The organism is Shouchella clausii, from assembly GCF_002250115.1.
Taxonomy (GTDB): Bacteria; Bacillota; Bacilli; order Bacillales; family Bacillaceae_D; genus Shouchella; species Shouchella clausii.
In genome coordinates this window covers 2,532,328-2,558,468 of record NZ_CP019985.1, presented here as the reverse complement: position 1 = coordinate 2,558,468, position 26,141 = coordinate 2,532,328, and the positions used below count along the sequence as shown (strand labels likewise).

General features: G+C 43.6%; 31 protein-coding genes and 1 pseudogene. 15 read left to right on the top strand and 17 right to left on the bottom strand.

What is annotated here, in order from left to right; translation table 11 throughout:
* Positions 1-16: 16 nt before the first annotated feature.
* Positions 17-1,585 (bottom strand): beta-N-acetylhexosaminidase, encoded by a 1,569-nt coding sequence (gene nagZ / locus BC8716_RS12220; protein WP_094426048.1) that lies wholly within the window; start codon positions 1,583-1,585, stop codon positions 17-19.
* 305 nt (positions 1,586-1,890) lie between these two features.
* Positions 1,891-2,139, bottom strand: coding sequence for a helix-turn-helix transcriptional regulator (locus BC8716_RS12215; RefSeq protein ID WP_107588934.1), 249 nt, complete (start codon positions 2,137-2,139; stop codon positions 1,891-1,893).
* A gap of 130 nt (positions 2,140-2,269) precedes the next feature.
* Between BC8716_RS12215 and BC8716_RS12210 the strand changes: the two genes are divergently transcribed.
* Positions 2,270-2,614, top strand: coding sequence for a helix-turn-helix domain-containing protein (locus tag BC8716_RS12210; protein WP_094426046.1), 345 nt, complete (start codon positions 2,270-2,272; stop codon positions 2,612-2,614).
* Between the two features lie 235 nt (positions 2,615-2,849).
* On the opposite strand, the gene BC8716_RS12205 is transcribed toward BC8716_RS12210, so the two are convergent.
* The gene (locus BC8716_RS12205; RefSeq protein ID WP_094426044.1) at positions 2,850-3,692 is read right to left on the bottom strand and encodes an NYN domain-containing protein; all 843 of its coding nucleotides are present in this window, start codon (positions 3,690-3,692) and stop codon (positions 2,850-2,852) included.
* A 348-nt stretch (positions 3,693-4,040) separates the two neighbouring features.
* Here BC8716_RS12205 and BC8716_RS12200 point away from each other — a divergent pair, with 348 nt between their 5' ends.
* Genes BC8716_RS12200 through BC8716_RS12175 form a run of 6 tightly spaced genes read left to right on the top strand, consistent with a single transcriptional unit; the run spans position 4,041 to position 9,125 of the window.
* Complete coding sequence (locus tag BC8716_RS12200; protein WP_094426042.1) at positions 4,041-4,862, top strand: hypothetical protein; 822 nt, start codon at positions 4,041-4,043, stop codon at positions 4,860-4,862.
* On the top strand, positions 4,862-6,022 hold the full coding sequence (locus BC8716_RS12195; RefSeq protein ID WP_094426040.1) for a hypothetical protein: 1,161 nt from the start codon (positions 4,862-4,864) through the stop codon (positions 6,020-6,022). The genes BC8716_RS12200 and BC8716_RS12195 overlap by 1 nt, the downstream gene beginning before the upstream one ends.
* Before the next feature lie 17 nt (positions 6,023-6,039).
* Positions 6,040-6,420: a GntR family transcriptional regulator gene (locus BC8716_RS12190; RefSeq protein ID WP_094426038.1), complete on the top strand. Its 381-nt coding sequence runs from the start codon at positions 6,040-6,042 to the stop codon at positions 6,418-6,420.
* On the top strand, positions 6,413-7,102 hold the full coding sequence (locus BC8716_RS12185; RefSeq protein WP_094426036.1) for an ABC transporter ATP-binding protein: 690 nt from the start codon (positions 6,413-6,415) through the stop codon (positions 7,100-7,102). Before BC8716_RS12190 ends, BC8716_RS12185 begins: the two co-directional genes overlap by 8 nt.
* Positions 7,099-7,917, top strand: a complete 819-nt coding sequence (locus BC8716_RS12180; RefSeq protein ID WP_094426034.1) for a hypothetical protein — start codon at positions 7,099-7,101, stop codon at positions 7,915-7,917. Before BC8716_RS12185 ends, BC8716_RS12180 begins: the two co-directional genes overlap by 4 nt.
* Before the next feature lie 11 nt (positions 7,918-7,928).
* The gene (locus tag BC8716_RS12175) at positions 7,929-9,125 is read left to right on the top strand and encodes a hypothetical protein (protein ID WP_094426032.1); all 1,197 of its coding nucleotides are present in this window, start codon (positions 7,929-7,931) and stop codon (positions 9,123-9,125) included.
* 316 nt (positions 9,126-9,441) lie between these two features.
* Here the strand turns inward: BC8716_RS12175 and BC8716_RS12170 are convergent, their stop codons facing one another.
* The 4 genes from BC8716_RS12170 to BC8716_RS12155 all read right to left on the bottom strand — a co-directional run bounded on the left by BC8716_RS12170 (position 9,442) and on the right by BC8716_RS12155 (position 11,586).
* Positions 9,442-9,657: a hypothetical protein gene (locus BC8716_RS12170; RefSeq protein WP_062746255.1), complete on the bottom strand. Its 216-nt coding sequence runs from the start codon at positions 9,655-9,657 to the stop codon at positions 9,442-9,444.
* 1 nt (position 9,658) lies between these two features.
* Positions 9,659-9,865 (bottom strand): helix-turn-helix transcriptional regulator, encoded by a 207-nt coding sequence (locus BC8716_RS12165; RefSeq protein ID WP_062746253.1) that lies wholly within the window; start codon positions 9,863-9,865, stop codon positions 9,659-9,661.
* 269 nt (positions 9,866-10,134) lie between these two features.
* Positions 10,135-10,770 carry a bifunctional 4-hydroxy-2-oxoglutarate aldolase/2-dehydro-3-deoxy-phosphogluconate aldolase gene (locus BC8716_RS12160; protein ID WP_094426030.1) on the bottom strand — a complete coding sequence of 212 codons (636 nt, stop codon included), beginning with the start codon at positions 10,768-10,770 and terminating at the stop codon, positions 10,135-10,137.
* A gap of 87 nt (positions 10,771-10,857) precedes the next feature.
* A complete protein-coding gene (locus BC8716_RS12155) occupies positions 10,858-11,586 on the bottom strand; it encodes an MBL fold metallo-hydrolase (RefSeq protein WP_094426028.1) in 729 nt (242 codons plus the stop codon).
* 129 nt (positions 11,587-11,715) lie between these two features.
* Between BC8716_RS12155 and BC8716_RS12150 the strand changes: the two genes are divergently transcribed.
* Positions 11,716-12,225: an RrF2 family transcriptional regulator gene (locus tag BC8716_RS12150; protein WP_011247980.1), complete on the top strand. Its 510-nt coding sequence runs from the start codon at positions 11,716-11,718 to the stop codon at positions 12,223-12,225.
* A gap of 32 nt (positions 12,226-12,257) precedes the next feature.
* On the opposite strand, the gene BC8716_RS12145 is transcribed toward BC8716_RS12150, so the two are convergent.
* From BC8716_RS12145 to BC8716_RS12140, 3 genes are all read right to left on the bottom strand, one after another.
* Entirely contained in the window at positions 12,258-12,722 is a 465-nt protein-coding gene (locus tag BC8716_RS12145) for a protein kinase family protein (RefSeq protein ID WP_257252700.1), read from the bottom strand.
* A gap of 164 nt (positions 12,723-12,886) precedes the next feature.
* Positions 12,887-13,009, bottom strand: a complete 123-nt coding sequence (locus BC8716_RS22815) for a hypothetical protein (RefSeq protein WP_255222684.1) — start codon at positions 13,007-13,009, stop codon at positions 12,887-12,889.
* A gap of 291 nt (positions 13,010-13,300) precedes the next feature.
* A complete protein-coding gene (locus BC8716_RS12140) occupies positions 13,301-13,540 on the bottom strand; it encodes a hypothetical protein (RefSeq protein WP_062746244.1) in 240 nt (79 codons plus the stop codon).
* Positions 13,541-13,688: 148 nt separating this feature from the next.
* On the opposite strand from BC8716_RS12140, the gene BC8716_RS12135 reads away from it, so the two are divergent.
* Both BC8716_RS12135 and BC8716_RS12130 read left to right on the top strand, forming a co-directional pair.
* Positions 13,689-14,801: a GAF domain-containing sensor histidine kinase gene (locus tag BC8716_RS12135; RefSeq protein ID WP_094426025.1), complete on the top strand. Its 1,113-nt coding sequence runs from the start codon at positions 13,689-13,691 to the stop codon at positions 14,799-14,801.
* Positions 14,798-15,454 carry a response regulator gene (locus BC8716_RS12130; protein WP_094426023.1) on the top strand — a complete coding sequence of 219 codons (657 nt, stop codon included), beginning with the start codon at positions 14,798-14,800 and terminating at the stop codon, positions 15,452-15,454. The genes BC8716_RS12135 and BC8716_RS12130 overlap by 4 nt, the downstream gene beginning before the upstream one ends.
* Here the strand turns inward: BC8716_RS12130 and BC8716_RS12125 are convergent.
* The 3 genes from BC8716_RS12125 to BC8716_RS12115 are packed head-to-tail and all read right to left on the bottom strand — an operon-like array spanning position 15,426 to position 17,499.
* Positions 15,426-15,788, bottom strand: a complete 363-nt coding sequence (locus BC8716_RS12125; RefSeq protein ID WP_094426022.1) for a VOC family protein — start codon at positions 15,786-15,788, stop codon at positions 15,426-15,428. The two genes, BC8716_RS12130 and BC8716_RS12125, sit on opposite strands and share 29 nt — an antisense overlap.
* Positions 15,785-16,783, bottom strand: a complete 999-nt coding sequence (locus tag BC8716_RS12120; protein WP_094426020.1) for an S-adenosylmethionine:tRNA ribosyltransferase-isomerase — start codon at positions 16,781-16,783, stop codon at positions 15,785-15,787. Before BC8716_RS12120 ends, BC8716_RS12125 begins: the two co-directional genes overlap by 4 nt.
* The gene (locus BC8716_RS12115; protein WP_094426018.1) at positions 16,783-17,499 is read right to left on the bottom strand and encodes an SDR family NAD(P)-dependent oxidoreductase; all 717 of its coding nucleotides are present in this window, start codon (positions 17,497-17,499) and stop codon (positions 16,783-16,785) included. The genes BC8716_RS12120 and BC8716_RS12115 overlap by 1 nt, the downstream gene beginning before the upstream one ends.
* A 359-nt stretch (positions 17,500-17,858) precedes the next feature.
* Between BC8716_RS12115 and BC8716_RS12110 the strand changes: the two genes are divergently transcribed.
* From BC8716_RS12110 to BC8716_RS12100, 3 genes and pseudogenes are all read left to right on the top strand, one after another.
* Positions 17,859-18,422 carry a YdeI/OmpD-associated family protein gene (locus BC8716_RS12110; protein ID WP_094426015.1) on the top strand — a complete coding sequence of 188 codons (564 nt, stop codon included), beginning with the start codon at positions 17,859-17,861 and terminating at the stop codon, positions 18,420-18,422.
* A gap of 16 nt (positions 18,423-18,438) precedes the next feature.
* Positions 18,439-19,354: pseudogene (locus BC8716_RS12105) on the top strand (helix-turn-helix transcriptional regulator).
* Between the two features lie 65 nt (positions 19,355-19,419).
* Positions 19,420-19,920, top strand: coding sequence for a DinB family protein (locus BC8716_RS12100; RefSeq protein ID WP_094426013.1), 501 nt, complete (start codon positions 19,420-19,422; stop codon positions 19,918-19,920).
* A gap of 43 nt (positions 19,921-19,963) precedes the next feature.
* Here the strand turns inward: BC8716_RS12100 and yidA are convergent, their stop codons facing one another.
* The 4 genes from yidA to BC8716_RS12080 form a co-directional block, all read right to left on the bottom strand.
* A complete protein-coding gene (yidA, locus tag BC8716_RS12095) occupies positions 19,964-20,782 on the bottom strand; it encodes a sugar-phosphatase (protein ID WP_094426010.1) in 819 nt (272 codons plus the stop codon).
* A gap of 69 nt (positions 20,783-20,851) precedes the next feature.
* Positions 20,852-21,811, bottom strand: coding sequence for a ribose-phosphate diphosphokinase (locus tag BC8716_RS12090; protein WP_094426008.1), 960 nt, complete (start codon positions 21,809-21,811; stop codon positions 20,852-20,854).
* A gap of 153 nt (positions 21,812-21,964) precedes the next feature.
* Positions 21,965-23,062, bottom strand: coding sequence for a Gfo/Idh/MocA family protein (locus BC8716_RS12085; RefSeq protein WP_094426005.1), 1,098 nt, complete (start codon positions 23,060-23,062; stop codon positions 21,965-21,967).
* Between the two features lie 425 nt (positions 23,063-23,487).
* A complete protein-coding gene (locus tag BC8716_RS12080) occupies positions 23,488-24,393 on the bottom strand; it encodes a DNA glycosylase (protein ID WP_094426003.1) in 906 nt (301 codons plus the stop codon).
* A gap of 218 nt (positions 24,394-24,611) precedes the next feature.
* Between BC8716_RS12080 and BC8716_RS12075 the strand changes: the two genes are divergently transcribed.
* Positions 24,612-25,226 carry a bifunctional transcriptional activator/DNA repair enzyme AdaA gene (locus BC8716_RS12075; protein ID WP_094429245.1) on the top strand — a complete coding sequence of 205 codons (615 nt, stop codon included), beginning with the start codon at positions 24,612-24,614 and terminating at the stop codon, positions 25,224-25,226.
* 1 nt (position 25,227) lies between these two features.
* Entirely contained in the window at positions 25,228-25,761 is a 534-nt protein-coding gene (adaB, locus tag BC8716_RS12070; RefSeq protein ID WP_094426001.1) for a methylated-DNA--[protein]-cysteine S-methyltransferase, read from the top strand.
* Positions 25,762-26,141 lie beyond the last annotated feature (380 nt).

Here is a 26,141-nt window from a genome sequence, read left to right as displayed (position 1 = left end):
ATTTATGACGAAGCCATCACCTCCCGTCCTCATTTACCGATACAGGAAAGCGGCCATTTGCCTCGCCCTGGCCAAATAAGTATGCTAAAGCTGCTGCAACTGCTGGCTCTGTAGGCTCATAGGTGGCCACAAACGTTAACGAGTTGGACACAAAGCGATAGTCATAAGGGTTTTGCGTTGCCATAATAATCGGCTTGTGCCCTTTCGCCATTAATGCGTGAATGAATCGTTGCTGGTAGGGCGCTTGGGCAATATTCGACGTGGCGACAATAATTTGCCCATAAAGATCTGCCTCAGCTAAACAGCTCTCCCAATTTTGGCTATCAGCGTCAAATGCGATTGCTTTTGCCATTGCCGCTTGTTTGTAGAGCGCCTCTACAAGTGGATGATCTTCATCCTGTCTTTCTTCTGCAGGTGTTCTATGCTGAACTTTCCCATAAAATACCAATAATGGTTGATGAGGGGATAGCTTTCTCCCGCCAAATGCCGTCACCCCGTCAGCATAAATGGCGTTTGCCTTGCTTTGCCGAAACGTTGATCCGACGTTCTTCAACTCCTCTCGCCGCGGTAGCCTATCCCAAGACAAATACTTTGCTTTTAAGGCATCAATGCGTTGAAACGACATGTCCAGCCGTTTTTGGTCAAATCGCGCTTCGGCAAATGCAGCTTCCAACGCAGCGATTGCAGCGCGTTGCCGGCTTTCGCTGTGAGAGACAACAAGCATATCTGCACCTGCGAGCAATGCGGCCACAGCGCCCTGGGCGGTGCCAATTGTCCCGGCAATCGCCTCCATTTCTAAGCAGTCTGTCATCAATACGCCTGAATAGCCTAGTTCGTGCCGTAAAAGTTCCGTCATTACTTTATATGACATCGTCGCAGGCACTGGCTCCGTCTCCAGTGCGGGGAAATGGATATGAGCGCTCATGATCGCTTCTGCACCTGCTTTTATACACGCTTTAAAAGGCATAAGTTCCACTTGTCGAAGGCGTTTTAAGCCATGGGGAATGGTCGGCATTGCATGGTGAGAGTCAACGACCGTATCACCGTGGCCTGGAAAATGCTTCAGTGTAGCGATGACGCCCTCTGCCTGCAAGCCATTCATCATTTCCTCCGCGTATTCGCCGACTTTGCCTGGGTCCTCGCCAAATGAACGGACGCCGATCACTGGGTTGTTCGAATTATTGTTCACATCAGCAACTGGGGCTAAGTTCCAGTTAACGCCTACAGCGCGAAGCTCTTTCGCTGTCAACTGTCCAACAACGGATGCATAGCGGCGTTTATTCGTTGCTCCTAGAAGCATCGCCCCTGGGAGCGCTGTTACGCCTGTGCTTAGGCGGCGTACCGTTCCGTTTTCTTGGTCGACACAAATCGCCAACGGGCGCTCGTGACCAGCTTCCTTTGCTGCTTTTTGTAAATCGCTCGTTAAGGATAGCAACTGTTCAGGCGTTTCAATGTTACGACTAAACAAAATGATGTTGCCGACATAATGGTCACAGATCAGCGCCTTTATTTCCGGCGTCGCTGTTGTTCCATGAAAACCAAAGACTAGCAACTGCCCCAGCATTCTTTTTTGTTCTTCATCCATGGCTTTCCCTCTCCCTTAAGCCGTTAAAAGTGGGCTGTAAATACGGCTTTCTTGTCCTTTGCCGAGCTGTTTTGCGGAGCAAGCACCGCTCCATAGACAGGAGGAATATCACATCGTCCTAAGAAGGGGCGTTACTCTTTTTTCCATAGCCAGTTTTTCGTTCCCTTTTTATCATCCTATCAATGAAAACATGCTTTTATGCCTCCCAATCAAACGATGCTCCTCACCTGCACATGGCCGCTTCTCCTATATAATTTTCCGCTTATCTAGAGGATTATCGCTTCCTTTTATCGAACCAATTGTCCCTAAGAATGGATTTCACGTTTGCGCTTAGGGGCACCAAACAACGCAGACGGCTCAGCCTTAAACAAATCGGAAATGGCAAGGGCCACATACAAACTCGGAAGCCTAGACCCTTGTTCAATCATCCCATAATAACTTTCCGTGATGATGATGTCGTATCTTCTCTTCAATAGACTAACTACTTTTTGTTGAGACCAGTTTCTGCTTTTTCGTAAGGAAATTAATTGATCCCTTTTGCACAATGTGATCACTCCCCAACATGTTGTAGTCTTAGTTTACCCAACAAATAATTGGCAGTCAATAGAATGACACAATAAAAAAGAGTGCAACTTTACTGAATGGCTGAGTAAATTATTGCGAACATGCAGGAAGGGTATGCTTATGGTTGAGCTGAATAAACGATTGCGCGAGTTGCGAAAAGCCCACCAGTTGACCCAACAAGATGTTGCCTCCTTTCTCGGCATTACCGAAAGTGCGTACGGTTTCTATGAGCAAGGCAGGAACGAACCTTCCCTTCGCAAGCTAAAACAGCTTGCCGAAATCTATCACGTTTCCATTGCTTATCTTGCCGGAGAGACAGATCGTATCAATGAACAAACGCAGCGTTATTATTTTAAAGATTTGGATAAGGAGGAGCAGGAATTTTTAGAGGAGCAGTTGAAGTTATTTAGAAAGATTCGAAAAAACCGACGATGCAGCGACCTAAATGAAAATAAGTTCATTTAGAGGTTTACGATTTTACAATTTGGGGAACAAAGCATATAACACGAATCCCTATTAAGAAGGAGTGGTCAAAAACATACAAAAAGAGACAAGGTATGTCCTTGCCTCTCATAACGAATTTGTCTAACGCATTAATGTTTTAGCGAATTATAACGAATCTGTTGTCTACCCCTATAATATTTGAGACTTATCTACAAGTCAACCCTTAAGATTCGACAAATCTCCACCTAAAACATAACTACGCTTTCGACAAGGGTGCAAGCCAACTGCGCCCTTGTTCTGTTAACGCTAGACTTGGTTTAATATCCCCATTCTTCAATTCTTTGTTTTCAGTGCCAAGCAGCTTTTCTACTTTCAATAAATCAATCAATTCACTCGCTGAATTGGCAGGAATGCCAAACTTGATCGAGAATTGGTTTCTCAGCCACGGCGCCCCTAAATACAATTCATTTTCCGAGCCAAAGCGTTGTTCCCACTCCTCGACAAAACGAAGGGCATCCAGTTTATACGATTCCAAATGGTACTCCTTGATTTCTAGTTGCAAAAAGTCACGCAAGTCCTCGCTATAATGGGAGTAATTTGTAATATCCGTATGTTTCGGCGCTGCCTCTGATAAATAATAAAGTTCCACACGTTTCCCTTTATACATCAGCCTGCTCATAATCGGAACCATATCACTATCCGCTGTGACAAATACATAACAGGAAATGTTCTCGTCTTTATAAGTGCTCTCTATCGCGTCTATGCAAAGTTCAATGTCCGACGAATTTTTGCGGGAATCGCCTTCCTTATCGTTTGAATAGACGTGGCGGATTTGGACCCGCTGCTTTTGGAGATCAGTCAAGCTAGAACGAATTCGCTGGAAGTCGGCATAAGCGCGAAACGTGCGGACTTGGTTTTGCCCATACCGGTCCCATAAACAATTAAATAAATTCTTTTCTGGCTCTTCGTGGTTAGGGTTGTGATTGTACCGGTTCATTAGCGTCCAATACACATTGTCATAATCAATAAAAATCGCTACATTGTTATGGTCTTTTGTTTTAAACATATCTTCTCTTTCATCTGTGTGTACTTTGCTCATTCCGCTAGCTGCCTTGCGCGATTTCTCGCTGTCCTCCCAAGACAGCCTCCCTCCTATTCATTCCATGAGGACGATGTTTTGTTCTGATGCCACGAATGGTCTGTAGCTCTAGTGTACGATAAAATCCAGAAAAAGCCTATGAAATTCTGGCTTGTTTCAGTTGGGCAAATCGATTGTCTTCATAGCTGGCAATCAAAACAAAACAATCCTGTTCCAATGTATGCAAAAACAGCGTGTTTCATACGGTTTATAAAAAAAGCTTGACAGTTATCTGTATCAAGCATATAGTACACATAGACGCTCATGTATGAATCACTTAATACATACACACAAAAAAAGAGGTGACTTATGCGATTTCTATCATTGCTACATTTTGAATGGCAGCGTGTGTCCAAGATGTATTTTTTCCTTTTCGTCCTTGTCTCCGCGATCCAGCTTATTGCCATTTACGTCTTGGCATCAGCGAAGACTGCCAACTTAACAAACGAAGCTTTAATCTCAAACGTATCACTTGAGCAAATTGCCGAGTCCTACTCGATTCGCTGGGATTCCTTGTACGGTGCTCTTCCTATTATTGGTTCGATTATGATGGCGATTGCGATCATGCTCGCTTATTCGTTGCTTATTTGGTACCGCGATTGGTTCAGTAAAAACAATGTCATTACCCGGCTGCTAATGTTGCCAATCAACCGTGCCCAGTTATTTGCAGCTAAGCTGCTTTTACTGTTCTTGCTCGTTCTTGGTTTAGTGGCGCTGCAAATTGTACTAGTCACAATAGGCAACAAAATCATTGAAGCGGTCGTACCGAGCGATCTTTTTCTTGCTCCGTTAACAATGGCGCAAGTGATGCAAACGAACAGGTTATTTAGCTTGCTCATTCCCCTCGACCCGTTTGTATTCGTCCTTGCTTATGGCCTAGGTTTTGCCTTTTTAACGGCTTTGTTTTCGGCCATTCTCCTTGAACGTAGTTTCCGTGTCAAAGGAGCATTGTTAGGAGCGCTTTATCTGGCTTTTGTCTTTTGGTTGAACAGTTTCTTTTTTATAAGTGACTTATATAGTCATGTGTTCCCGTCGGAAGCACTATTGATTGCTGTAGCCACGGGGCTGACGACAATTGTGTTGTCTTCCTGGCTAAGCATTTACTTAATCCGGAAGAAGGTGAGTGCCTAATGAAACATGTTAGCACGAAACGCTACATGGTGTTGTTCGTATTTATTGCGTTTTTGTCAGTGACCATCACCTACTTTTATGTAGCCATTTCCGATCGTTTAGACATTGAACCGATCCCATTTGAATGGGAAACCATTTCCGGCGACGAGTCGTATTTAGAAAGAGTGCAGCTAAGCGGTTCCTTGCAGAAAAGTCAAGATTACGCAAGCAATTCGCTTTTATTTGAAACAGACGGGCACACTGTCGATTTTGGCGAACCATTGTCATGGCTTGAACGCTATGACGCAGGATATGACCCTTACTATGACCGCATCGCGTTTGAACATCGGTCTTTGTTTCGCCCACTTAATGATTTGAATACGTACACGGACGTGAATGACGAAAATGACCAGGTTACTGCTATTAGCCTCAAACAAGATCAACAGGAAATGTTGATTACAGTCCTTGAGAACAACACAGGCAATTCCATACAGGCGACTGTTTCTCTTGACGGCTTTCATAGCGAAGAAACAGGTTATATTTCTTATGCTTATGTGGAAGGCAGTACCGTTTCCGTCATTATGGAAACAATGACTTCAACGCCAAATGGCGAGCGCTTATTGTTTTATGTAATTGACTTGGAGAAACAAGCGATTGTGCAAGAAGCCGCTCTTGCCGATTTGGCCACCGATTCGGTTGCCAGCGACAGTGCCTACGTATTGATTGGCCTTAAACAGCAGCCAGCAGTCATTTTGAATATTAATGGATCGCTCGCTTTTTACGATTTCAAAGCGAACCGCTTGTCAGAAATTGACACAAGCAACGGACAAAACAAGATCGATGCCTCAGAAGCAGAAGACGGCAGTGTCACACTGATAGAGGGAACGGACAAACAGGTGGTCTACCGCTTTGAGGCTGATTCCCCAGAAACGCTCACTCCAATCGGTGAGCTGCCAAAGGAACTAACCGAAAGTGAAGACCACTATTTAGTTGGTTTCACCGAGGAAAACGGCTTTCTTCACTTGCTTGTAAACGAAACGAGGCCAGAAGAAAATCCGATTGTTTCCAGCTATAGTTTTTACACAGTTAAACTAGAAGACGGGCAAATCCTCTATCATGGAAAAACCGAGTATGGAACCGGAAATGGATATCTTTATTTCCATAAACTGAAACGTGCATAAAAAGAAGGGAGCGCTTGATGAACATTCAGTTTAATACCCGCGAGCCCGTTTACGCACAAGTTGTCCGCTACTTTAAAGAGCAAATTGCTACTGGGAAGCTTGTTGCTGGGCAGGAAATCCCCTCGCGCCGAGAACTTGGCGCGACATTAAAAATCAATCCAAACACAGCACAACGTGCCTATAAAGAAATGGAGGATCAATTGTTGATTCATACTGAACGGAACAAACCTAGCCGGATTACGTATGACCAAGACGTACTTGACTCAGTCCGTGATGAATTAATCCAGGAGTCAGTTGATACATTTTTGCAAGCAATCCGCACCATCCAAGTTCCGCTCGACGAAGTCATTGCCATGATCCAAGCTCGCTATAAGGAAGGGGAAACGGAACATGATTGAAGTGAAAAACGTATCGAAAAAATATGGCCGCAAAGCAGTGCTGCATAACGTCTCGTTTACGGCCAAACGCGGGGAAATTACTTCGCTTATCGGCATTAATGGCGTCGGCAAGACGACTGTCCTGAAAATGATTGCGAATTTAACGCCTATAAGTGGTGGGGAAATTAAGATTGACGGCAGCAAACTATCGCCAAAGGGATATGAAACATTGACATTCATTCCTGACGTCATCCCGATGCCGCCTTCAATGACGATTGACAAAGCAATTGTTTTTATGCGCGACTTTTATAAAAGCTGGAACGATGAGCGCGCCAATGAACTCGTTAAATTCTTTAAGCTTGATCGTGCGGCGAAAATTGCTGATTTGTCGAAGGGGAATACAGCCAAAGTGAACCTCCTCCTTGGCCTATCGCTAGATACACACTACGTGCTTATGGATGAACCGTTTTCAGGCATTGACATTTTCAGTCGCGAACAAATCACCGATTTGTTTTCCAGCGGCTTTCTCGAAGATCGAGGCGTCATCATCACGACTCATGAAATCAATGATATTGAACACTTAATAGACAAAGTCGTCTTTCTTGATGAAGGGCGTGTACTCAAACAGTTCGATACAGAAGAAATGCGCCTAGCTGAAGGCAAATCGATTGAAGATGTAATGCGTGAGGTATACCAGTCATGAAAAGCTATTTAAAGTTGGTTGATTTTGAACTGAGGCGCGTCATGCCTTTGTTTCTCGGAGCACTCGCCTTGTTTGCGCTCATGCAGTTTGCTGTCGTTTTCATCTACACGCAAAGTACATTAACGGAATACAACGCTCATTTGGCATCTGGGCGAACCGCTGCTGAGTTCTTAATGGAAAACGGCCCTATTTCGATTAGTTTGTTTTTGTTCAGCCCCCTTTATATAGGTCCGCTGCTCTTCCTATTTGGCGCACTATTATGTTACGCGTTGTTGATTTGGTATAGAGAGTGGTATGGCAGCCACCCTTTCATACACAGGCTACTCATGTTGCCAAACAGCCGGATGCACGTTTATTTTGCTAAACTAGCAGCCATCGTTTTCATGGCGATCGTCGTTTATGCATTCCAATTGTGTCTGTATCCACTCCAGGACTTGTTTTTATCGCTACGGCTGCCAAACGAAATTTTACAGACAGACAGTTTGAATACAACACTTGATTTTGTTTTTATTCATGTGTTTGACACCGAAAACTACTTGATTGATCTGTTTATGATGTTCGGCTGTGGCCTGTTCGCATTAACGACGATTTTTACAATGGTTTTAATTGAGCGGTCTTTTCGCTTAATCGGGATTGCCTTTGCGCTTTCTTATGGTGGGGTCATCCTATGTGCGGCGACCGTCCCTCTCGGAATGCTGTCAGGGCGAATTTATGATTCAGAGCTTTTCTTTGTGGCGATTGCGTTAGTCACTCTGTTAATCGCCATTAATCTTCTGCTGTCCAGACGGCTAATTGCCAAATATGTGACGGTGTAGGAGGCTTTATGATGAAACGATATTGGTATAGCATGACATTGATTGTGTTTAGTATTGTCGTCTTTAGTTGGTTGGCTATTAGTTACACACTTAAGCAGCAAGATATAAAGGAAATCGCTGATGGCATTGAACTTAAAACGGTATCTGGCTCAGAGGACGTCATTGATGGTTTTGGCGTACAAGGGCAAGGGGACAACACCCATAATGTTCCTTTATATGGCAAGGCAAATAAGCCGTCTTTTCTTGAATCCCTTGATGCGACCCCAAATCCTGCGATCAATGAGTTGCAAAAACAGTTCCGCTCCTTTTTTAGAGGAAAAGATACATGGAACTCTCTATATGTAGATCAAGACTTTATTGTCCATATTGATGTTCCCTACCAGTCTCATCCGATCGAAAAACCATCGTCATTGCAAATTAGCTGGCTCGATCGTTCGGAAGGGCAATCTTTGGACTTTCAGCTAGAAACCACGCCGACTAAGCAAGTTGACTTGCTTGACATCCAGATTCGCGATTCGCTTTTGCATATGACATTGCTCGAATCCGTTGGCAGCAGTGAAGTGGTTTCCCTTTACAAAATTGATCCTCAAAGCAAACAAATTGAAGAACGCCAGGAACTGGCCCATTTTAGTAGCTCTGAAGATTACGTAAGCACCATAAGCAAAGCCGATATTTACTTAGACTCATACCCTTCTAGCTTTTATTCGCCGAACGGCTATTTAACTTGGGCAATTGAACACGTATCGCCTGAAGGAAATACGGAAATCGTTCAAGTTTATTCGTACAACTATGACAGCGAGGAACTTGATGTCTTATCTAAAAGCAATGATAAAAGCGAGGAAGATCAACGAGCTTTGGCTATAGATGACATGATTGGCTATGAACGTTTTCAAGTAGGGAACGAACTAATGATTTTACAGTACGATGGAAGCTACTTATCGTATCAACTTATTAATTTAGAAGAACTTGATGGAACGCTTCCTGAAGCAACCACCATTGAGATCGATGGAGAAGTAGCTGGTGTTGCCTGTAAAGACGGGGTGTTGTATGTGTTTGCCGTAGATTTACAACACCAAGACACACTTGCATTCATTAAAGCCATTCTCTTAAGCTCCAGCGAAACCGTGTACGAAGGGCAATTTGTTAATAAGGGCGATACCTCGGTCTTATTTAACTGGCTAGATGTCTATTACGAAGGTCCGCTATAACACAACAAACCGTTAGGCAGTTGGGAAATTCAATTTCTCAACTGTCTACTTTTTTCTCCCTGACAAGGCGCGTTCTCCCCCTTTTGATAAACGTTCCTTGATTGTAAAAACTGATAACAAATCCTCTCTTTTACGAATGTTTCCTTAGATCCTCTTGGCTACAACTACACCAATGCCTAATCCAAAGAAAACGAGCATGAGATAAATTAACAATGTTCCCACCTGAATGGACGTATAGCCATTATCATGAGCCCAATCAATAATAGGGCACTGATAAACAAGACCGCTATGAATGCGATTGCTAAAAAACGTTCTGCTAGAAATTCAGAGCGTTCATCGGATGTTGGCACTTTTTTGTCTTTTCGTGAACGGACACTAATGAAGTAAATGATAACGCCAGTAAAACGCCGCCTGCGATGGCAAATAGCATCGTATATTCATGTCCGTCATTCAGGAAGTAAATTGCTAAAAACCCGCCTACTAAAGAAGAAACGAAAATAAGCAACCATGCCAAACCTTTTTGCCGTGTCATGTTATTCATCCTCCTTTAATGTAAAAAGCTCATCAATCGGGACATCGAAATAATGGATCAACTTAAGGGCAAGTTCTAAACTTGGATTGTATTTATGTTTTTCAATCGCATTGATCGTTTGTCTGGTGATACGTAAATCTTGTGCCATTTGAACTTGCGTAATCCCTTTTTGTTTTCGGATGGCTCGGATTTTGTTTTCCACTGCCATTACCCATCACCTCAAAAAAGTAAATATATCTTTACATATTATGATATGCCCGTTTGCGTAAAAATGTAAACATATCTTTACACATTTGTGAACAATTTTTCCCCACACAGGCAAGCATTGAGAGAAATAGTAAAAAACAAAAAAAGAGCATCTTTTTAGACGCTCTTAATCATTGGTTCCCGCCAGTCTTGGACAAATTCCTTTATCTATGAATCATTGCTCTTGTTTTCAATATTAAGCTTCGTTGCTTAATGGGGACAATCGCTGTTTTAGTTGCCCCTTGCCGTTTGCGCACAATCGACATATTGCTTAGCGAGTTCCGTCAAACGCGGCCAATCGCGGGCAGCGATGATGTTTTTGTCGAGCAAAGAGCCTCCTGCACCGACTGCAACTGCGCCCGCTTTTATAAACGAGGCTAAGTTGGTTAAATCAACGCCCCCTGTCGGCATCATCCGCACCATCGGTAGTGGCCCTTTTACTGATTTGATAAAGGAAGGACCAACGCAATCAGCAGGAAACACCTTCACGACATCAGCGCCCCATTTTACTGCCTGGTACGCTTCTGTAGGCGTAAACACGCCAGGAATGACAATCGTCTCCCGCCGTTTCGCCACTTCAATCGTACCTTTGTCGAGAATAGGGGCAAATACAAATTTAGCCCCAGCGTCAATGGCCTCTTCAGCTTGTTCTGAACTTAGCACTGTACCGGCACCGACGACAGCACGATCGCCAACGAGCTTGCTTAAGCGCTCGATCACACCTAAAGCATCGTCTGAATCGAGCGTAATTTCTAAACCGCTAATGCCACCCTCAATGAGCGCACTGGCAATGTTTTCAATGTCTTCAACAGGCAGCTTTCTCATAACAGCCACTACCCCAGAAGACAAAAGCTTGTCTAAACTCATATGGAAACCCTCCACAGTTGTCTTTGTACTTGGATCTTCATTAGTATAGGAGCTTATTGCAAACGTTGTCAATCAACAAAAACGCGATCACGAAATCAAATAATCGGTTGCCGTTTGAAATCCTTGTTTTTTTGCATAGGCTAAATCGAATTCCTCATCTACATGCATGCAGCACACAACAGACCGATTCTCTTCAGGGACAAGTTCGATCAGCTTACGTAAGGACAAGTGGACATTTCCTGGATAATCCGCCGTGCATGTGTCTTGGTAAAAGACGTCATAACGTCCTGCTTTTAATTTTTGCAACACGTCGGCGCTGATTGCATTGGCATCGCCGCTATAGTAAATATGGTTGCCTTTCGTGTTGATTTCGTAGCCAAAGCAAAGCAGATTTTCAGCATGCTGCACTTGTACAGGTACAAGCTCGATCCCGCCGCAGCCTTCGTACATATAGGCATCTTTTATTTCTTGCCAAAAGACATGGGTATCGTCTACTCCATTTCCTTTCAACACTGCCTTTATCGCTGGCAGCAATGCTTTAGGCGCTAGCACTGTTACTTTTGCTTGAAATGCTGGTTCCATTTTAAAATAGGAGTAAAAAATCAAATCGCCAAGAGAACCTATATGGTCAGGGTGAGTGTGGGTCATGGCGACGTGTATCGTCTTAACCCCGTCTAATACATGAAACGATTGCAAACGATGAAACGTAGAGCTGCCGCAATCAATCAAAAAAAGCTGGCCACTCTCTTTTGCCATGATGCCGTTATTGCCTAGTTTTGTATGAAACGCGCTGCCACAACCAATAAAAGTAAACACGAATGCACCTTCCTTTCTTTCTAATAAAATACCATAACTTGCCCTTCTAAAAACAGGATTGCATTTTCTCACCAACTAGCCGTATAGTGGAAAACGAACAACCTTTTATATAGAAAGGTGTGCAAGTGAATGAAAATTAAAAGCGGGGTTGAACAAGCTGTTTGCATCCTTGTCATTTTAGCAACGCAAACGGGGCAGCAACATGTCAAAAGCGATACTATTTCCGCCCGTCTCCGCGTTTCTCCTTCTTATTTAAAGAAAATTATGCGCAAACTTGTCATCAGCAAGCTCATTACGAGCGTGCCTGGCAATAGCGGTGGCTTTGCCCTTGCCAAATCGCCTGAAGCAATCACCATGCTTGATATTCTTGAAGCCATTGAAGGAACAAGCCCGTTCTTCCAGACGGAAGGCTTAATCCAATATGTTTTCCCTGAGATTCCAGCAGCAGAAGCCGGTTCAAAACGGCTTGAAGCCATTTTTCTGGAAGCGCAAGAACAATACATGGCTAGCTTGGCCAAGACCACATTGGCAGAAGCGATTCATCAGACGTTAAACCGAGAAAAGATCGAGCTCGTTGACTGGAACCGCGCCCTCGGTTCCCCTGATATTGCCCAATTAAAAGAACAGAGAAATCACTAGACGGACAATGGCATTGCTTTTTTCGGACTAGCTTACTGTTTGCCGTTCCAACGTTTTCGCAACTGATAGAAATAGGCGACAATCATCATCAACCACTTTGGCACTCGTTTCGGAAAATAACGTTGTCCATAATGGCGCTCATAACCTCTTTTTAAGTCTTGCCATTGTGTGCATTGCTTTTTTTGAGAAAAACGAGCAATATCAATTAAGCGGACAGTGCCTGTTTCTGTCAGCAGCAAATTATGCAAGTGGATGTCAGACGGATTTAAGCCGGCCCTTCTTGCCAATTCAAGGGCTTTGTCGACTTGGGCAACATGGTCCTTCGTAATCGCCACACCTTCTGCTAAGCAGTCAAAAAACGTTTTTCCACTAATGAAATCCATCACTAAGTATCCTTCACCTGCTTCGTAAAGGCGAGGAAAAAACGAAATACCCGCTACTTTCTCATAGTTGCGTGCCTCTTCCATCGCCAAATGCTCGAACGGCGGATAGAACACTTTGATCGCCCGCTGTTCCCCTATTATTTTAAAAACGTATGCACTCCTGCCCTTGCCGATTAGTTCCCAATTCGCAGGAGTGTTTTTTAGTGCTATATTCCTACCTTTTCTTACAAATACAATGTGGGCCAATTCATCTCTATAGATTGTAGACGTCTCCGCATTCATCGCTTTTTTGACATTCGCTTTGCCAACTCTTTTTTAACAACCGGCAAGAGATGTTTTTGTGCTTGTTTGACCCCTTCCCGTACAGCTTTCGATTTTAGTAGCTTTGTTATTTTCGACATAACCGATCTCTCCCTTATGTTTTCTAGTGGCCGCCGCAGGCAAAAGCACACAAAAAAGACCTTTGCCCACAGCATGGACAAAGGTCTCGCAAGCAGCGCATGAAGCCTGTGCTGCCAGCAGTGCCGAGGATTGCTCCTGTAATGACGACAGCTGCTTTTATGCTACTCCCCTTTGGGAATTTCCTATAGATTTTGTTTAACTATACGATATCCTTGTGTTGTCTGCAATAGAATCCATGCTTTCACACAGAGTCTTTACAAATCGTTTACGTTTTGTTGTTGAGTTCCACATTAATGCAAATGCTTGGTTTCGTTCCGTTCTTTTTTGCGGTAAAAATAACCCCAATAGACGCTGGCCACCATTCCAGGTACAGCAGCAATCGCTGCCGCTACCCATAAATCGCCTCCTCGCAACTGACCATCGGCCCAAAAGTAGTGGAATAGGTAGCGTAAACCGGCGCCTGCTCCGCCGCCAACAAGAGCCCCAAAAAGCAAAAATCCAGCAATAATCAACAATGTGTGTCGTTTCATGTTCGTTTCCTTTCCTAACTAAGGTGTTACCTTGCTATTTCACGTTTGCCGTTTGTTTAAACATTACAAAAGCACGGCAAAGAACTCCTATGCTAAACTAGAAAGAGAAATTTACACTGTACCTTTTTCATCAAAAGGAGTTTATATAATGAGCCATCTCCACACGCTTAAGCAAATTTCCCAGACGTTAAATGCCGAGAATGACTTGAAACGTATGCTTGACAACGTGTTGCGCACATTGCTTGCGGAGCTCGATTTTTCGAGCGGCTGGATTTTTTTAATTGACCAAATGGGAAACCATACCCTTTATGCTGCAAGCGGCATTCCTCCAGGACTTTCGCGAAAAAATGGCGCCCCGCTTAAAGACGGCGGTTGCTGGTGCAAAAACCAATTCCTTCATGGGACATTGGAACGAGCTGTTAATATGATTGAATGCCAACGTTTAGAACGGGCGATTGAACGAGGCTGGGGCGACACAAATGGCATTACCCATCACGCTACGGTTCCCATCTACGCAGGGGAGGAGCCCCTTGGCATCTTAAACGTTGCCCATCCCCAAAAACACCATTATGCACAAGATGAACTGGAGTTGTTAGAACTCATTGCTTTGCAAATTGGAACAGCGATCAAACGTGTTGAGCTTGTTGCCTTTGAAGCAGAACAGGCTGAATTAAATGAACGGCAACGGCTATCCCAGGATCTCCATGATTCAGTCAACCAATTGCTTTTTTCCGTAAACATGACGTTGCAAGGGATGGCTATCCGGACAAAAGATGGGGAAATGAAAGAGAAAATGACGGACGTTTCCAAATTGGTAAGCGCAGCATTAGGTGAACTACGAGCCATTATACGAGGCCATTCAGGAGAGGAATTAGAGGCTGGACTGGCACAGGCAGTTGAACAATACAGCCGCTTAATCGGCATTTCCGTGTGCCTCCTCCTTCCTACTGAGATTGACTGGCCAGCAAAAACAGAGTTAGCTACTTACCGAATCATCCAAGAAGCATTAAACAATTGTAAAAAACACGCTGGCGTGAAAGAAGCAACGATTTCTTTGACAAAAGCACAAGGAGAATGGCTTTTAACGATTTCTGATCAAGGCGAAGGCTTTGAAACAAACCACGTTAGCCGTAGACAAGGGCTTGATTCGATCCGCAAACGGGCAAAAGAACTAGGCGGGCAGGCGTTATTGCTTGCAGCACCAGGGAGTGGAACGACGTGGGAAATTCGCTTTCCTGATAAAAGGGGGGAAATGGAATGAGAATTTTATTAGCTGACGACCACCACGTGGTCCGCAAAGGGCTGGCCTATTTTTTAGAAGCCCATCCCGACATTGAGATTGTCGCTGAAGCGAGCAATGGCGCCGAAGCAATCGCATTGTATAAGCGCCATCGCCCCGATATTCTATTGATGGACATTGACATGCCAGTCATGGACGGCATTCAGGCGACACAAGCGATTTTGCGTGATCATCCACAGGCCAAAGTCTTTATGCTGTCAGGCTATGGAGAAAAGGACTTTGTGATTCAAGCGCTGCAAGCAGGAGCCTGCGGCTATCAGCTAAAAGATGTTGAACCTGACGTGTTGATCCAAACGATTCAGGCCGCTAATAGCGGGGAACTTCCCCTTGACCCGCGGATTATGAAGCATGTACTCACCCATGTGGCGCGCCCGGCCAATTCTGTCGCCGACAAAGTGAACCGTTTGACGGACAGGGAAGTCGACGTGCTGAAAGAAATCAGCACTGGCAAGAGCAATAAAGAAATCGCAGCCGCGCTGTTTATTTCCGAGAAAACAGTAAAGACCCATGTTTCCAATCTCCTTGGCAAATTGGAGCTTCATGATCGGACGCAAGCTGCGTTGTTTGCAATTCAAGCAGGGATTGCTAAGCCCATTTCATTTTTGGATGAATAATAAACTCTACTTCTTCTCCATTTGGATGGACAAAATAAAGCGACTGTTCGTCTCGGTTAAGTGGAAACCGATCGGTAAGCGTAAAGCCGCGTTTTTTGATATTTTTCAGCACAGCAAACACTTCATGATCGGCTAAAGAAAAAGCGAGATGGAGCGTTTGCCCTTCCAGTTCTGTTTCCACGAGTTCCAGTGTGAACGGTCCTTTTCGGAAAAAGGCAAAGCGCTCCTCGCCCGTGCTTATACACCATTCCCACCTGAAGCCTAGCGTTGCTACATAATAAGGCCAGGCTGCCTGTAAATCAGCGACAGCCAAGCCTAAATGATGGATTTTCACGACCGCGCCTGCTTCATTATTAAATTCATATCGCCGAACTCATGCCACAAATAACACTTTGCAACCGCTTCCTTGTAAATAGCTTTTACCCCTTCTTCACCAGCAAAAGTTTGCAACAAATCAATATGACTCGCTTCTTGTTCGTGAAAACCTGTCAACAACCCATCGACGGCGGTCAGCTTGCTTGTACGGGAAAGATAGAGTGACGTTACCCCAGCTTGCGGGATGATAGTATTGCCATCGCTTGCTGTTTCTAGAGCACGGACGACTGTCGTTCCAACAGCGATCACCCGTCCTCCATTCGCTTTGGCGTCGTTTATGATTGCCGCCTGCTCGTCTTCAATCGAGAATGCTTCCGGATGGAGCGCTGGATTTGGCCATTTGTCGTCGCCATAATAGCTTAAACCGGCATGAAGGGTTACAAAAGCAAGGCGAATGCCGTGTTTTTGTAAATTGGCAAGCATGCGCCACGTAAATGCCCGTCCAGCAGAAGGCATTTCGACCGAACCAGGAATGCTAGCGTAGACCGTTTGGTAATCTTGCAACGGCCAAGAGCGGGCCACATGCTCATAGCGAATCACATCCCCTTGCCTATAAAGCTCGCGGAGCAGCCGGCCGGAACTACAGGAAAAAACAAGCCTGACTAACGGCGGCTCTGTCCCAGGGCCTGTTACAAGTGCCTTTAGCCCATGCATAAACTCAAGCTTCTTGCTGCTTTCCCCTAGAATAAGCCCATCCCAAATGCCGTCTTCAACTTCACGGGACAAACGGACACGGATGCCATCAACTGTTTTTAGTTCAGCCGGGATCGTGCGACTATTATTAAACACGAGCACGTCGCCGGCTTCCAACTGGTTAGCTAATTGGGGAAATCCCCCGTGTACGATTCGCCCACTGTCACTCCAATACGTCAGCAAACGAACCCCGTCCCGCATTTGTCCCCGTTTCTCAGGAGGCGTGTCGGCATCTAGTCGCTTTTCTGCCGGAATCAACATTATCGCTCCCCCTCTTTCTGTTGGTGGATGATCGCTTCTTCACGGCTGCCGTTTGCGGCTCCTTCCTCAATTAAATAGTCAAAAACAGCCAAACGCTTTTGCGGCGGATCAAGGGGGTAATCGCAATCAGGCAGCGCTTGGGCGTGCATGTCTGTATCCATTTCGCCAGGATCGACGAGATGGAAACGAACATTGCTGTCAGCAACTTCATCGGCCCACGTTTGTACCATGCCCTCAACTGCAAACTTGGAAATGCCGTAGGCTCCCCACTCGGCAAACCCTGTCTTTCCTGCTTCTGAAGTAAGCGTAATGACAATGCCACTATCACGGGCAAGCATCGTCGGCAAAATTTGCTTTGTAAGGAAATACGGTATAAGTGTATTTGTTAACAATACCTCTTGAAAAGCGGCATCAGGATAATCAAGCAACAAGCTTGGTCCAGGCCCGAAAATCGACGCATTGTTAATCAACACATCCACTTTGTTATACCGTGCCAGCGTAAGGGCAGCAAAACGCTCCGCATCCTCAGCCTTCGCCATATCACCTGCTACCGCGACGACCGGTATGTTTTCAGCCTGCAGCGCCGAGGCGAGCTGCACTAAGTCATTCTCCGTCCGTGCTGTCACCGCAAGAGCGTACCCCTTTCTTCCGTAATACCAAGCTAAAGCACGGCCCAGCCCTTTTGTCGCTCCCGTAATCATCACAATCGTTGTCATTCCTATCCCTCCCTAAGATGTATACTCCCATCTTAAGAAAACGGGCCTCCTCCTGCTTCAGCAGGCAGGTGTAAATGTGGTTCCATCTTTCGTTCTGTCGCGTATACATCTTTTGGTGTATGAATAACAGGTTCGCTTACGTCCTAACAAATGAATCCCTCCGGTTCATTTTGTAGCTAAACGCTCAACCTTTTTTGTTCGCCTTGGTTACAAGCGTTTTCTATCAGTCTGAATATGGAGAGGGGGTTCATCAAGGTTTAGTCCTATTGGATGTGATCGGATAAATGGTATAATTTTTAAAACCTTTTGTGTGAGTGATACTCAATACAAATACTGATTGAAGAAAGGTAATTTCAAAAATGGAGAATTTCATTCGCGTTAAGACAAGGCAGGAATTAAGAGATTGGCTTGAGGAACATTCAACGACAGAAAAATGTTGTTGGATCATTGTAAGCATGGCTGAACAACCAAATGTTATCCAGTACGTAGATGCTGTGGAAGAAGCATTATGTGTTGGTTGGATTGATGGCATAAAAAAGAAAATATCAGATACTGAACTAGCCCAAAGGCTTTCCCCGAGAAAAAAGAACAGCCATTGGACAGAATTAAACAAAGAAAGAGTACGGAGATTAGACAAATTAGGTTTGATGAGAGAAGAAGGAATGAAAGCCCTCCCCGATATGCGACCTGAATCTTTTACAATTGATAAAGATATAGAAACTCGTTTGAAAGAAGATGAGCAATTATATCAGAACTTTATTCATTTTCCTGAACTATACAGAAGGATTCGAATCGATACGATACAAAGTTATCGAAATGAACCGGATATTTTCAATAAGAGGTTGAAAAAGTTTATTGACCATACAAGAGAAAATAACATGTACGGTCAGTGGAATGACAACGGTCGCTTAATCGATTATTGAGGAAAGGAACTTACAATTGAAATTAGAACGTTTGATATCGATCATATTCAAGCTCCTAAACAATGAAATTTTGTCTGCTTCTCGTTTAGCTGATGAATTTCAAGTATCATCGCGGACGATTTATAGAGACATTGAAGCCATTTGTGCGGCTGGAATACCAGTTGTTTCATACCAAGGTACGAACGGCGGATTCGGTATCATCAAAGGGTATAAATTTGATAAAAGCTTAATCGGTTCCTATGACCTATCGAATCTCATTACGGTGCTTCATAGTTTATCGGGTATTTTTGAAGATAAAACAATTGACCATACGATAGAAAGACTAAAATCACTCGATCCAAGTGGAAACAATGGAATTTTATCAGTTGACTTAGAAAGCCATCGAACAGAAGCAAATTCATTAATCGCTCTGCGAAACGCGATACAAGAAAAAAGGATCATTCGCTTTGATTATGTAAGTACGAAAAACGAATGGACATCACGGGAAGTAGAACCTATCCACATTCAATATAAGTTTCGTAACTGGTATTTATATGGCTACTGCAGAGAACGGCGCAACTATAGAGAATTTAGAGTATCACGTATGATGAATATTACGCTGACAAAAGAGACATTTGCCAAAAATCACGACGTGAAGAGGGACCCATCTTTTTCAGCTAAAAACCTGGAACGGTTTGAGGATGTTGTCATTTGGGTGAGTCGCGATTCCTTAGTAGAAGTGTTGGACCAATTCCAGCATGCTTCAAAAGTCAAGAACAGTGATGGAAGTATGACGTTTACCATTTCTGTGTATCAACCTTTACATGCTCGATGGTTAAAATCGATTCTTTTAAGCTTCGGCAGTGGCGTTAAAATTGTCAAACCTGTGGAATTACAAACGGTTTTAGTAGATGAGGCAAAAAAAAATAATAAATGTTTATCGAGATGTGTGACAGGCTGTTGTCATACATCTTTTTTTATACTACAGCTATCAACCGTTAAGGAGTCGATCTAAAAAATGAACTATGCAAAAAAGATGTACCACTATCATGTTTGGGCGAATCAAGTATTACTGGAAAAAATGAAAGAATTGCCAAGCAATGTCCTATACGACGAGGTACGTAGTTCGTATCCGACAATTGCCCAAACGTTTAGCCACATTTATGTGGTAGATGTAATGTGGCTCGCAGTTCTAAAAGGAAACGATATGCAAGAAGCATTGGAAGAATCGATCGCCCTTGTCGAAAAAACGAATCGATACTCTATAGACGAATTTATTCAGTCTTTTGAACAACTAGCTTCACAGTATGACGAGTGGATGAATCGCCAAAAAGACTTAGAACAAAAAATACAAGTCAATAATCCATGGTCTGGCGCTAGAGAAACAGCTTACGCAGAAATTTTACTCCATGTTGCCAATCATGGCACATATCATCGAGGCAACATCACAACCATGTTAAGGCAACAAGGGTATGCTTCGACAATGACTGACTTCTCCTTGTATTGGTACCAAAGCTAGGCACAAAAAGGGTTGGCAGCGAAACGCCGCCAACCCTTTTTTGTTAATGAGCATGTTGCAAAAATTGCGTACGGATCGCGTGGGCGACGCCGTCGTCATTATTGGAAGTTGTGACGATATCGGCAGCGGCTTTTAGCTCTGGTATACTATTTTCCATTGCTATGCCGCAGCCAGCATATTCGATCATCGACAAATCATTGCCATTGTCGCCGATGCACATTACTTCTTCGCGCTTAAAACCAAGCTTTTCAGCAAGATGTTTGACCGCATTGCCTTTGCTGACGAGTGGATGGAGAATTTCATAAAAAAACGGCGCGCTCTTGACCATGGAATAACGTTCCTTTAAAGCAGATGGAATTGCCGCAATCGCCTGATCCAATTTTTCAGGTTCATCTATATACATCACTTTTGGCACGAGTATCGATGGATCTGCTTCCTCTACTGGACAATAACGCAACGGAACTTTTGTCAGAAACGATTCATATACAGTATAAGGGCTAATGTCTCGATTTCCAGTGTAAAGCCGCTTATCGTCAAAATAATGCATTGGCGTATTTAACGTTTTTGCCAGTTCGTCTAACTCGACTAAATCGTTATAGCGAAGCGTATGTGAAACAACGACTTGATTTGTATGTGTATCTTGTACAAGCGCCCCATTGTAGGCGATCACATAGTCGCCTTTTTGGTTCAATTCCAACTCCTGCAAATAGCGAGTGACACCACCTAAAGGACGCCCTGTACAAAGAACGATTGTCGCCCCCGCTTGGCGCGCGTCTAAAAGCGCCTTTTTCACTTCCGGTGTCACTTCATGATGGTCATTCAACAACGTCCCATCCATATCAATCGCAATCAATTTGTACATATTTTCCACTCCTACGCTTCTCTCTTTTCGATATGCCTCTTTGGGAGATTCCCTTTCCCAAGCAAGGGGTTACTGGAACAGCGTACTCACCGATTGCTCCCGATGAACTCGGTAAATTGCTTCTGCCAACAGCGGGGCAATTGAAAGCACAGTCAAGTTCCCAACCTTTTTATCGTCGTCTAATTCAATCGTGTTGGTGACGACAATCTCTTTAATTGGCGCCATTTGCAACCGTTCAATTGCTGGTCCTGTCAAAACAGGATGCGTACAACACGCATAAATTGCACTCACTTTGTTTTCTTGCAACGCATTGGCCGCTAATGTCACAGTGGCCGCCGTATCAATTAAATCATCAACAATAATCGCTTCCCTTCCCTCTGTGTCGCCGACAATGTTCACAGCTTGTGGAAACCCTGGTTCTGGGTGGCGTTTATCGATGAAGGCAATCGGCGCATCCAAATATTCCGCTAACCGCCGAGCGCGGCCAAGCCCAGAATGATTTGGCGCCACAATTACAGGTTGCTGGAGCGCTTTGTTTTGGAAATAACGCGCTAAAAGCGGCAGCCCTTGAAGAGGGTCAACAGGAATATTAAAGAACCCTTGAATTTGCGGAGCATGCAAATCTACAGTTAAAATCCGGTCTGCCCCTGCCGTCTCCAGCAAATTAGCAACCAGTTTGGCTGCAATCGGCTCACGTGCCCGAGCTTTGCGGTCCTGGCGAGCATAGCCAAAATAGGGAATAACCACATTGATTTCTTTTGCAGACGCCCGCTTTAGCGCATCGATCATAATCAATAGTTCCATTACGTGCTCATTGCCAGGCTGTGATGTGGATTGAACGACAAACACTTCAGAACCACGGACACTTTCCTCGATATTGATTTGCACCTCGCCATCACTAAAGCGTTTGACCGAACTTTTTCCAATTGCACAACCGAGCAAAGAAGCGATTTCATTTGTCAGCAATGGATTGGAGCGAACCGTAAAAAGCTTAAACTTTTTTTTGTCAATTGAATAACCCACATGCATCCCTCCGCAATGTGTCTCTCACATTCGATTTTAGCCTACTTTGCTGCGAAGCACAACGTGGCGTCATCGGCAACCATTTACAGTGAAACCAAGCAAACGAAAAAAACTGCCGACTTCTCCTTACTTAAAGGATCGTTCGGCAGGTATGTTTTCTTAAAACCCTCTTGTGGTCATTGTTAGTGGCAACGCCTCTGGCTGTGCACAACTACTCTTCATATAATAAGAGCGCTCATTCTCTGATGAGGCAAGAACGCCATGCATAGCTTCAAGGACATGGTAAGCCATGCGCCCATTTGCGCGGTGCGGACGACGTTCTTGAATGGCATGAACCATATCAAGCACGCCGAGGCCACGGCTGTTGTCTTGGAAGCCATAAATGAGCGGAACTTCTTGAAACTCTTGTTCTCCTTGCCTCTTCACATAAACGGGCCCGCCAAATGTATTCGGGTCAGGCAAAAGCAACGACCCTGTTGTGCCGTGTACTTCTAAGTTCGGCGTCTTTGAGCCCCATACATCAAAGCTTGTAACGAGCGTGGCGATTGCACCATTTTCAAAATCAAGCACACTGGCTAAATGGGTTGGCGTCTCCACTGATATCGTATCGCCAAATTTTGGCGCAGACGTGATCATTCTTTCTGTATATGCCTTGCCAGCCGAAGCTGTCAGACGCTTAATTGGGCCAAGCAAAGAGATCAGCGCAGTTAAATAGTACGGGCCCATGTCAAACATTGGACCAGCCCCGACTTTATAAAAGAAGTCCGGATTTGGGTGCCAGCTTTCTGGGCCATGGCTCATCATAAATCCGTTTGCCGAAACCGGTTTTCCAATCCAGCCGTCATCAATTAGTTTTTTACACGTTTGCAAACCGCCGCCAAGAAATGTATCAGGAGCAGCCCCTAACAGCAGCCCTTTTTCGTCGGCAAGCGCTTGCAGTTCATCTGCTTCCTCAAGCGTTAGCGCTAATGGTTTTTCGCCATATGAATGTTTGCCCGCTTCAAGCGCCCGTTTATGGACGACATAGTGGGCAGACGGCGTAGTTAAATTAATAACGATGTCAATATCTTCATTGGCGAAAAAATCATCCATTTCCATTGCTTCCACGCCGCTGTAGCGGTCCGCCTGCTTCATTGCTTGCGCAAAATTCAAGTCTGTACAGGCAATAATGTCAATCGCATCAAACCGGTTATTCATTTGAAAATAAATGTCACTAATATTCCCGCAACCGACAATGCCAGCCTTTAACGCTTTCATGTCACCACTCTCCCTTCAGTCCACCACATTATAGCGCTTTCATTCTATTTCGTAAATGAAAAATAGCAACTGATTTCAGATTTAATTGCGACTAAGGCAAATGGACAGGCATCAGCTGGATGGGAAACGGTTGTGCTGGTTCTATAAAATTTCCCATCCAGCTAGCCTTCCCGTGAATTGGGTAAAGAGGAAACTCTAAAACTCCTCTGTTTAGCTAACTAGCTAATGTATTCTAAAATATTTTGCCAGTACAAATTTGTTAATCTCCTGTCGTATGAATACTGTCTAATACCTAATGTGATAGGCCTGAATAGTGTTCTCACTTTTTCTCTCCTGTTTTCATTAAGAGGAAAACTATTTTGCCACATCCAGGTATTTCCCTCCCCCCTTGTAAATTATGTTGCATTCTCCGTTTTAACAATACATCAATATAGGGTTCTCCATAAATAAAACGTTGCATAGGCTTCCCAATTTGTCCAAGCAGCAGCATACTCTTTGATTTCTTTTTTTGTTGGTTTTGTTTCAGATCCTGTAAGTAGCTTAATTACATTATGCAAACCGACATCATCGATTGGAAAAGCGGCAGGAAATCGCAAACATCGCATTAGAACATAATTGGCTGTCCAAGGACCAACACCTCGTATTTGAATTAAGTTTTTTTCAGCATCTTTAAAGTCCATTTTTATTAATTTTTCCTTCGACAATTCTCCACTTGCCATAAGCTTGGCAATTCCAATTATATATTCACTTTTTTTCACCGTCATTTTAATATCTGCTAGGTCGGTAGTTGTCAACTGTGCAATTCGTTCGTACGGTGGGAAGACCCAATACTTTTTACCATTCCATTCGATGGAATCGCCAAATCCTTCTACAAATTGCTTTTTTAATGAGTACGCAAACGCTAAGTTAATTTGCTGCCCTAGAACACCCCAACATAAAGCCTCAAATAAATCGGGAATGCCGACGACTCGCAATCCATAAAATTTTTCAACCGTCATTTTAAGTAATGGATCTGCTTTTGCCATTTCGTAAAATGGGGTTAAATCGTTATCAAGATCAAACCATTCATGAATATATTTTACAATTTTTTCTCGTTGCCACTTTTCGGTAGGTCTAGAATCATTTAAAAACTGAACAACCATCTTATCAATGACGCTTATCTGTATCAAGAACCGAATTTCCCCAATGGCTATCATTCTTGTAATGATATCGTTCTCGATTTCATACATACATTCATTTTTTTCCCTTTTTAGATAGCCTAGGTTAGAATTCATGTCAAACTCTTCAGCTAATGCAATAATAATCTCATCGTTGATTTCATGCCATGTCACTTTTTCATCTCCTCACTTTATTATTACCAAGAAAACTCACACTGATTGAAGTTCACTTTATCACATAATAATCAGTACTAATTTTGTTATCTTGCTATTACATTCTAAACACCTTATATTTTTTTATTTATGAGGTTATAGTGTTAGTTATCAAAGATGCTAAACAGAAAAGGAAGAGTCCCATTAAGGGGAGGATATTGGAAGGAGAGGTGAGAGTAATGCCGGATCGTATCAATCATTCATTTCAACAGAGTCATGGAGTTTTGAATGACAAGAACCTGATGACAAATGAAAAGTGGCAAGCAATTATAGACAATGATGCCTCGTACAATAATCAATTTTTCTATGCCGTAAAGACCACAGGGATCTTCTGTAAACCGTCATGCAAATCTCGCGTTCCTAAAAAAGAAAATGTACGTATTTTTTCAAACGCAAAACAAGCTCTCGATGCCAATTTCCGCCCTTGTAAACGTTGCAAGCCTACGAATGAGAGCTTGCCTGATCGTGAATGGGTGGCTGTTATAACTGAATACATTGATAAAAATTTCATCGAAAAGTTAACGCTAGAAACGTTAGCAGAGATTGCTCACGGGAGTCCCTATCATTTGCATCGAACGTTTAAAAAAATGAAAGGCATCACACCAGTCGAATATATCCAACAAGTTAGATTAAACGCTGCTAAAGAGTATTTGCTTCACACAAATAAAGCGATTGCGGATATCGCCATAAGTGTAGGTATGCCTAACACGTCCTATTTTATTACTTTATTTAAGAAGAAAATGGGACATACACCAGCACACTTCCGTCAAATCAGTAAAATGGAGGAACGGTAAAATGGAATCAAACAACAAACCAACCTTATATTGGTCTTTGCTAACGTTTAGAGATTTGAATTTTTATATCGCTTCAACCTCTAAGGGACTTGTGTTTGTTGGCTCACCGAACAAACCATTCGAGGAATTGTCCGAATGGGCTAAGAAACGCTTTAGCGGAAGTCCTTTGGTGGAAGCAGCTGAAAAGCTTGAGCCCTATGCGGTTGAAATCACCGAGTATTTAGAAGGAAAAAGGAAAACCTTTACGGTTCCATTTGATTACGATGGAACAGCATTCCAGCTTGCAGTCTGGAACGCACTTTGTGCAATTCCGTACGGACAAACTAGGTCCTATTCCGACATTGCCAATTCTATAAATAAACCAGCAGCCGTTCGAGCTGTAGGGGCGGCGATTGGAGCGAATCCAGTATTAATCACCGTACCATGTCATCGTGTAGTAGGAAAGAATGGATCATTAACTGGCTACCGTGGCGGATTAGAAATGAAGACACGGCTTTTGGATTTGGAAAGACAAGGCTTATCGAGCAATGGGTGATTATTGCCGTGCAATGATTGGAAAGTAGGTTCCGTCATAAATTCGTAGTCAGTCATATGTGTCTTTCCGTTTGCATCAACTTCTATATACACGTTGGTATCCCATGTTTCCCCTTCATCAATACTTATCCATAGAATACGTTCTTCTGTACCAACGGAAGGAACAGGTCATGTCTCTATATTAAAATAAAAGCTAATAGGTTTATAGTTGATGTTTAAAACAAATTCCGTCTCGAATATAGATGAACCTTTGGTTTCGCGATAAAAGAACTTATCGGTAATGCATAATCAATGCCCAAACTGCAATACCGATAGGTGGTTACCCCATTAAAATAAATGTTAGCCATAAAATCCTATGATGATAGGGACAACCGTAAAAAT

Excerpts from the sequence above, each read along its gene's own strand:
- nagZ (WP_094426048.1), bottom strand. The coding sequence starts at position 1,585 with ATGGATGAAGAACAAAAAAGAATGCTGGGGCAGTTGCTAGTCTTTGGT.
- BC8716_RS12210 (WP_094426046.1), top strand. The coding sequence starts at position 2,270 with ATGGTTGAGCTGAATAAACGATTGCGCGAGTTGCGAAAAGCCCACCAG.
- BC8716_RS12205 (WP_094426044.1), bottom strand. The coding sequence starts at position 3,692 with ATGAGCAAAGTACACACAGATGAAAGAGAAGATATGTTTAAAACAAAA.
- BC8716_RS12200 (WP_094426042.1), top strand. The coding sequence starts at position 4,041 with ATGCGATTTCTATCATTGCTACATTTTGAATGGCAGCGTGTGTCCAAG.
- BC8716_RS12195 (WP_094426040.1), top strand. The coding sequence starts at position 4,862 with ATGAAACATGTTAGCACGAAACGCTACATGGTGTTGTTCGTATTTATT.
- BC8716_RS12190 (WP_094426038.1), top strand. The coding sequence starts at position 6,040 with ATGAACATTCAGTTTAATACCCGCGAGCCCGTTTACGCACAAGTTGTC.
- BC8716_RS12185 (WP_094426036.1), top strand. The coding sequence starts at position 6,413 with ATGATTGAAGTGAAAAACGTATCGAAAAAATATGGCCGCAAAGCAGTG.
- BC8716_RS12180 (WP_094426034.1), top strand. The coding sequence starts at position 7,099 with ATGAAAAGCTATTTAAAGTTGGTTGATTTTGAACTGAGGCGCGTCATG.
- BC8716_RS12175 (WP_094426032.1), top strand. The coding sequence starts at position 7,929 with ATGAAACGATATTGGTATAGCATGACATTGATTGTGTTTAGTATTGTC.
- BC8716_RS12170 (WP_062746255.1), bottom strand. The coding sequence starts at position 9,657 with ATGACACGGCAAAAAGGTTTGGCATGGTTGCTTATTTTCGTTTCTTCT.
- BC8716_RS12165 (WP_062746253.1), bottom strand. The coding sequence starts at position 9,865 with ATGGCAGTGGAAAACAAAATCCGAGCCATCCGAAAACAAAAAGGGATT.
- BC8716_RS12160 (WP_094426030.1), bottom strand. The coding sequence starts at position 10,770 with ATGAGTTTAGACAAGCTTTTGTCTTCTGGGGTAGTGGCTGTTATGAGA.
- BC8716_RS12150 (WP_011247980.1), top strand. The coding sequence starts at position 11,716 with ATGAAAATTAAAAGCGGGGTTGAACAAGCTGTTTGCATCCTTGTCATT.
- BC8716_RS22815 (WP_255222684.1), bottom strand. The coding sequence starts at position 13,009 with ATGTCGAAAATAACAAAGCTACTAAAATCGAAAGCTGTACGGGAAGGG.
- BC8716_RS12140 (WP_062746244.1), bottom strand. The coding sequence starts at position 13,540 with ATGAAACGACACACATTGTTGATTATTGCTGGATTTTTGCTTTTTGGG.
- BC8716_RS12135 (WP_094426025.1), top strand. The coding sequence starts at position 13,689 with ATGAGCCATCTCCACACGCTTAAGCAAATTTCCCAGACGTTAAATGCC.
- BC8716_RS12130 (WP_094426023.1), top strand. The coding sequence starts at position 14,798 with ATGAGAATTTTATTAGCTGACGACCACCACGTGGTCCGCAAAGGGCTG.
- BC8716_RS12120 (WP_094426020.1), bottom strand. The coding sequence starts at position 16,783 with ATGTTGATTCCGGCAGAAAAGCGACTAGATGCCGACACGCCTCCTGAG.
- BC8716_RS12115 (WP_094426018.1), bottom strand. The coding sequence starts at position 17,499 with ATGACAACGATTGTGATGATTACGGGAGCGACAAAAGGGCTGGGCCGT.
- BC8716_RS12110 (WP_094426015.1), top strand. The coding sequence starts at position 17,859 with ATGGAGAATTTCATTCGCGTTAAGACAAGGCAGGAATTAAGAGATTGG.
- BC8716_RS12100 (WP_094426013.1), top strand. The coding sequence starts at position 19,420 with ATGAACTATGCAAAAAAGATGTACCACTATCATGTTTGGGCGAATCAA.
- yidA (WP_094426010.1), bottom strand. The coding sequence starts at position 20,782 with ATGTACAAATTGATTGCGATTGATATGGATGGGACGTTGTTGAATGAC.
- BC8716_RS12090 (WP_094426008.1), bottom strand. The coding sequence starts at position 21,811 with ATGCATGTGGGTTATTCAATTGACAAAAAAAAGTTTAAGCTTTTTACG.
- BC8716_RS12085 (WP_094426005.1), bottom strand. The coding sequence starts at position 23,062 with ATGAAAGCGTTAAAGGCTGGCATTGTCGGTTGCGGGAATATTAGTGAC.
- BC8716_RS12075 (WP_094429245.1), top strand. The coding sequence starts at position 24,612 with ATGCCGGATCGTATCAATCATTCATTTCAACAGAGTCATGGAGTTTTG.
- adaB (WP_094426001.1), top strand. The coding sequence starts at position 25,228 with ATGGAATCAAACAACAAACCAACCTTATATTGGTCTTTGCTAACGTTT.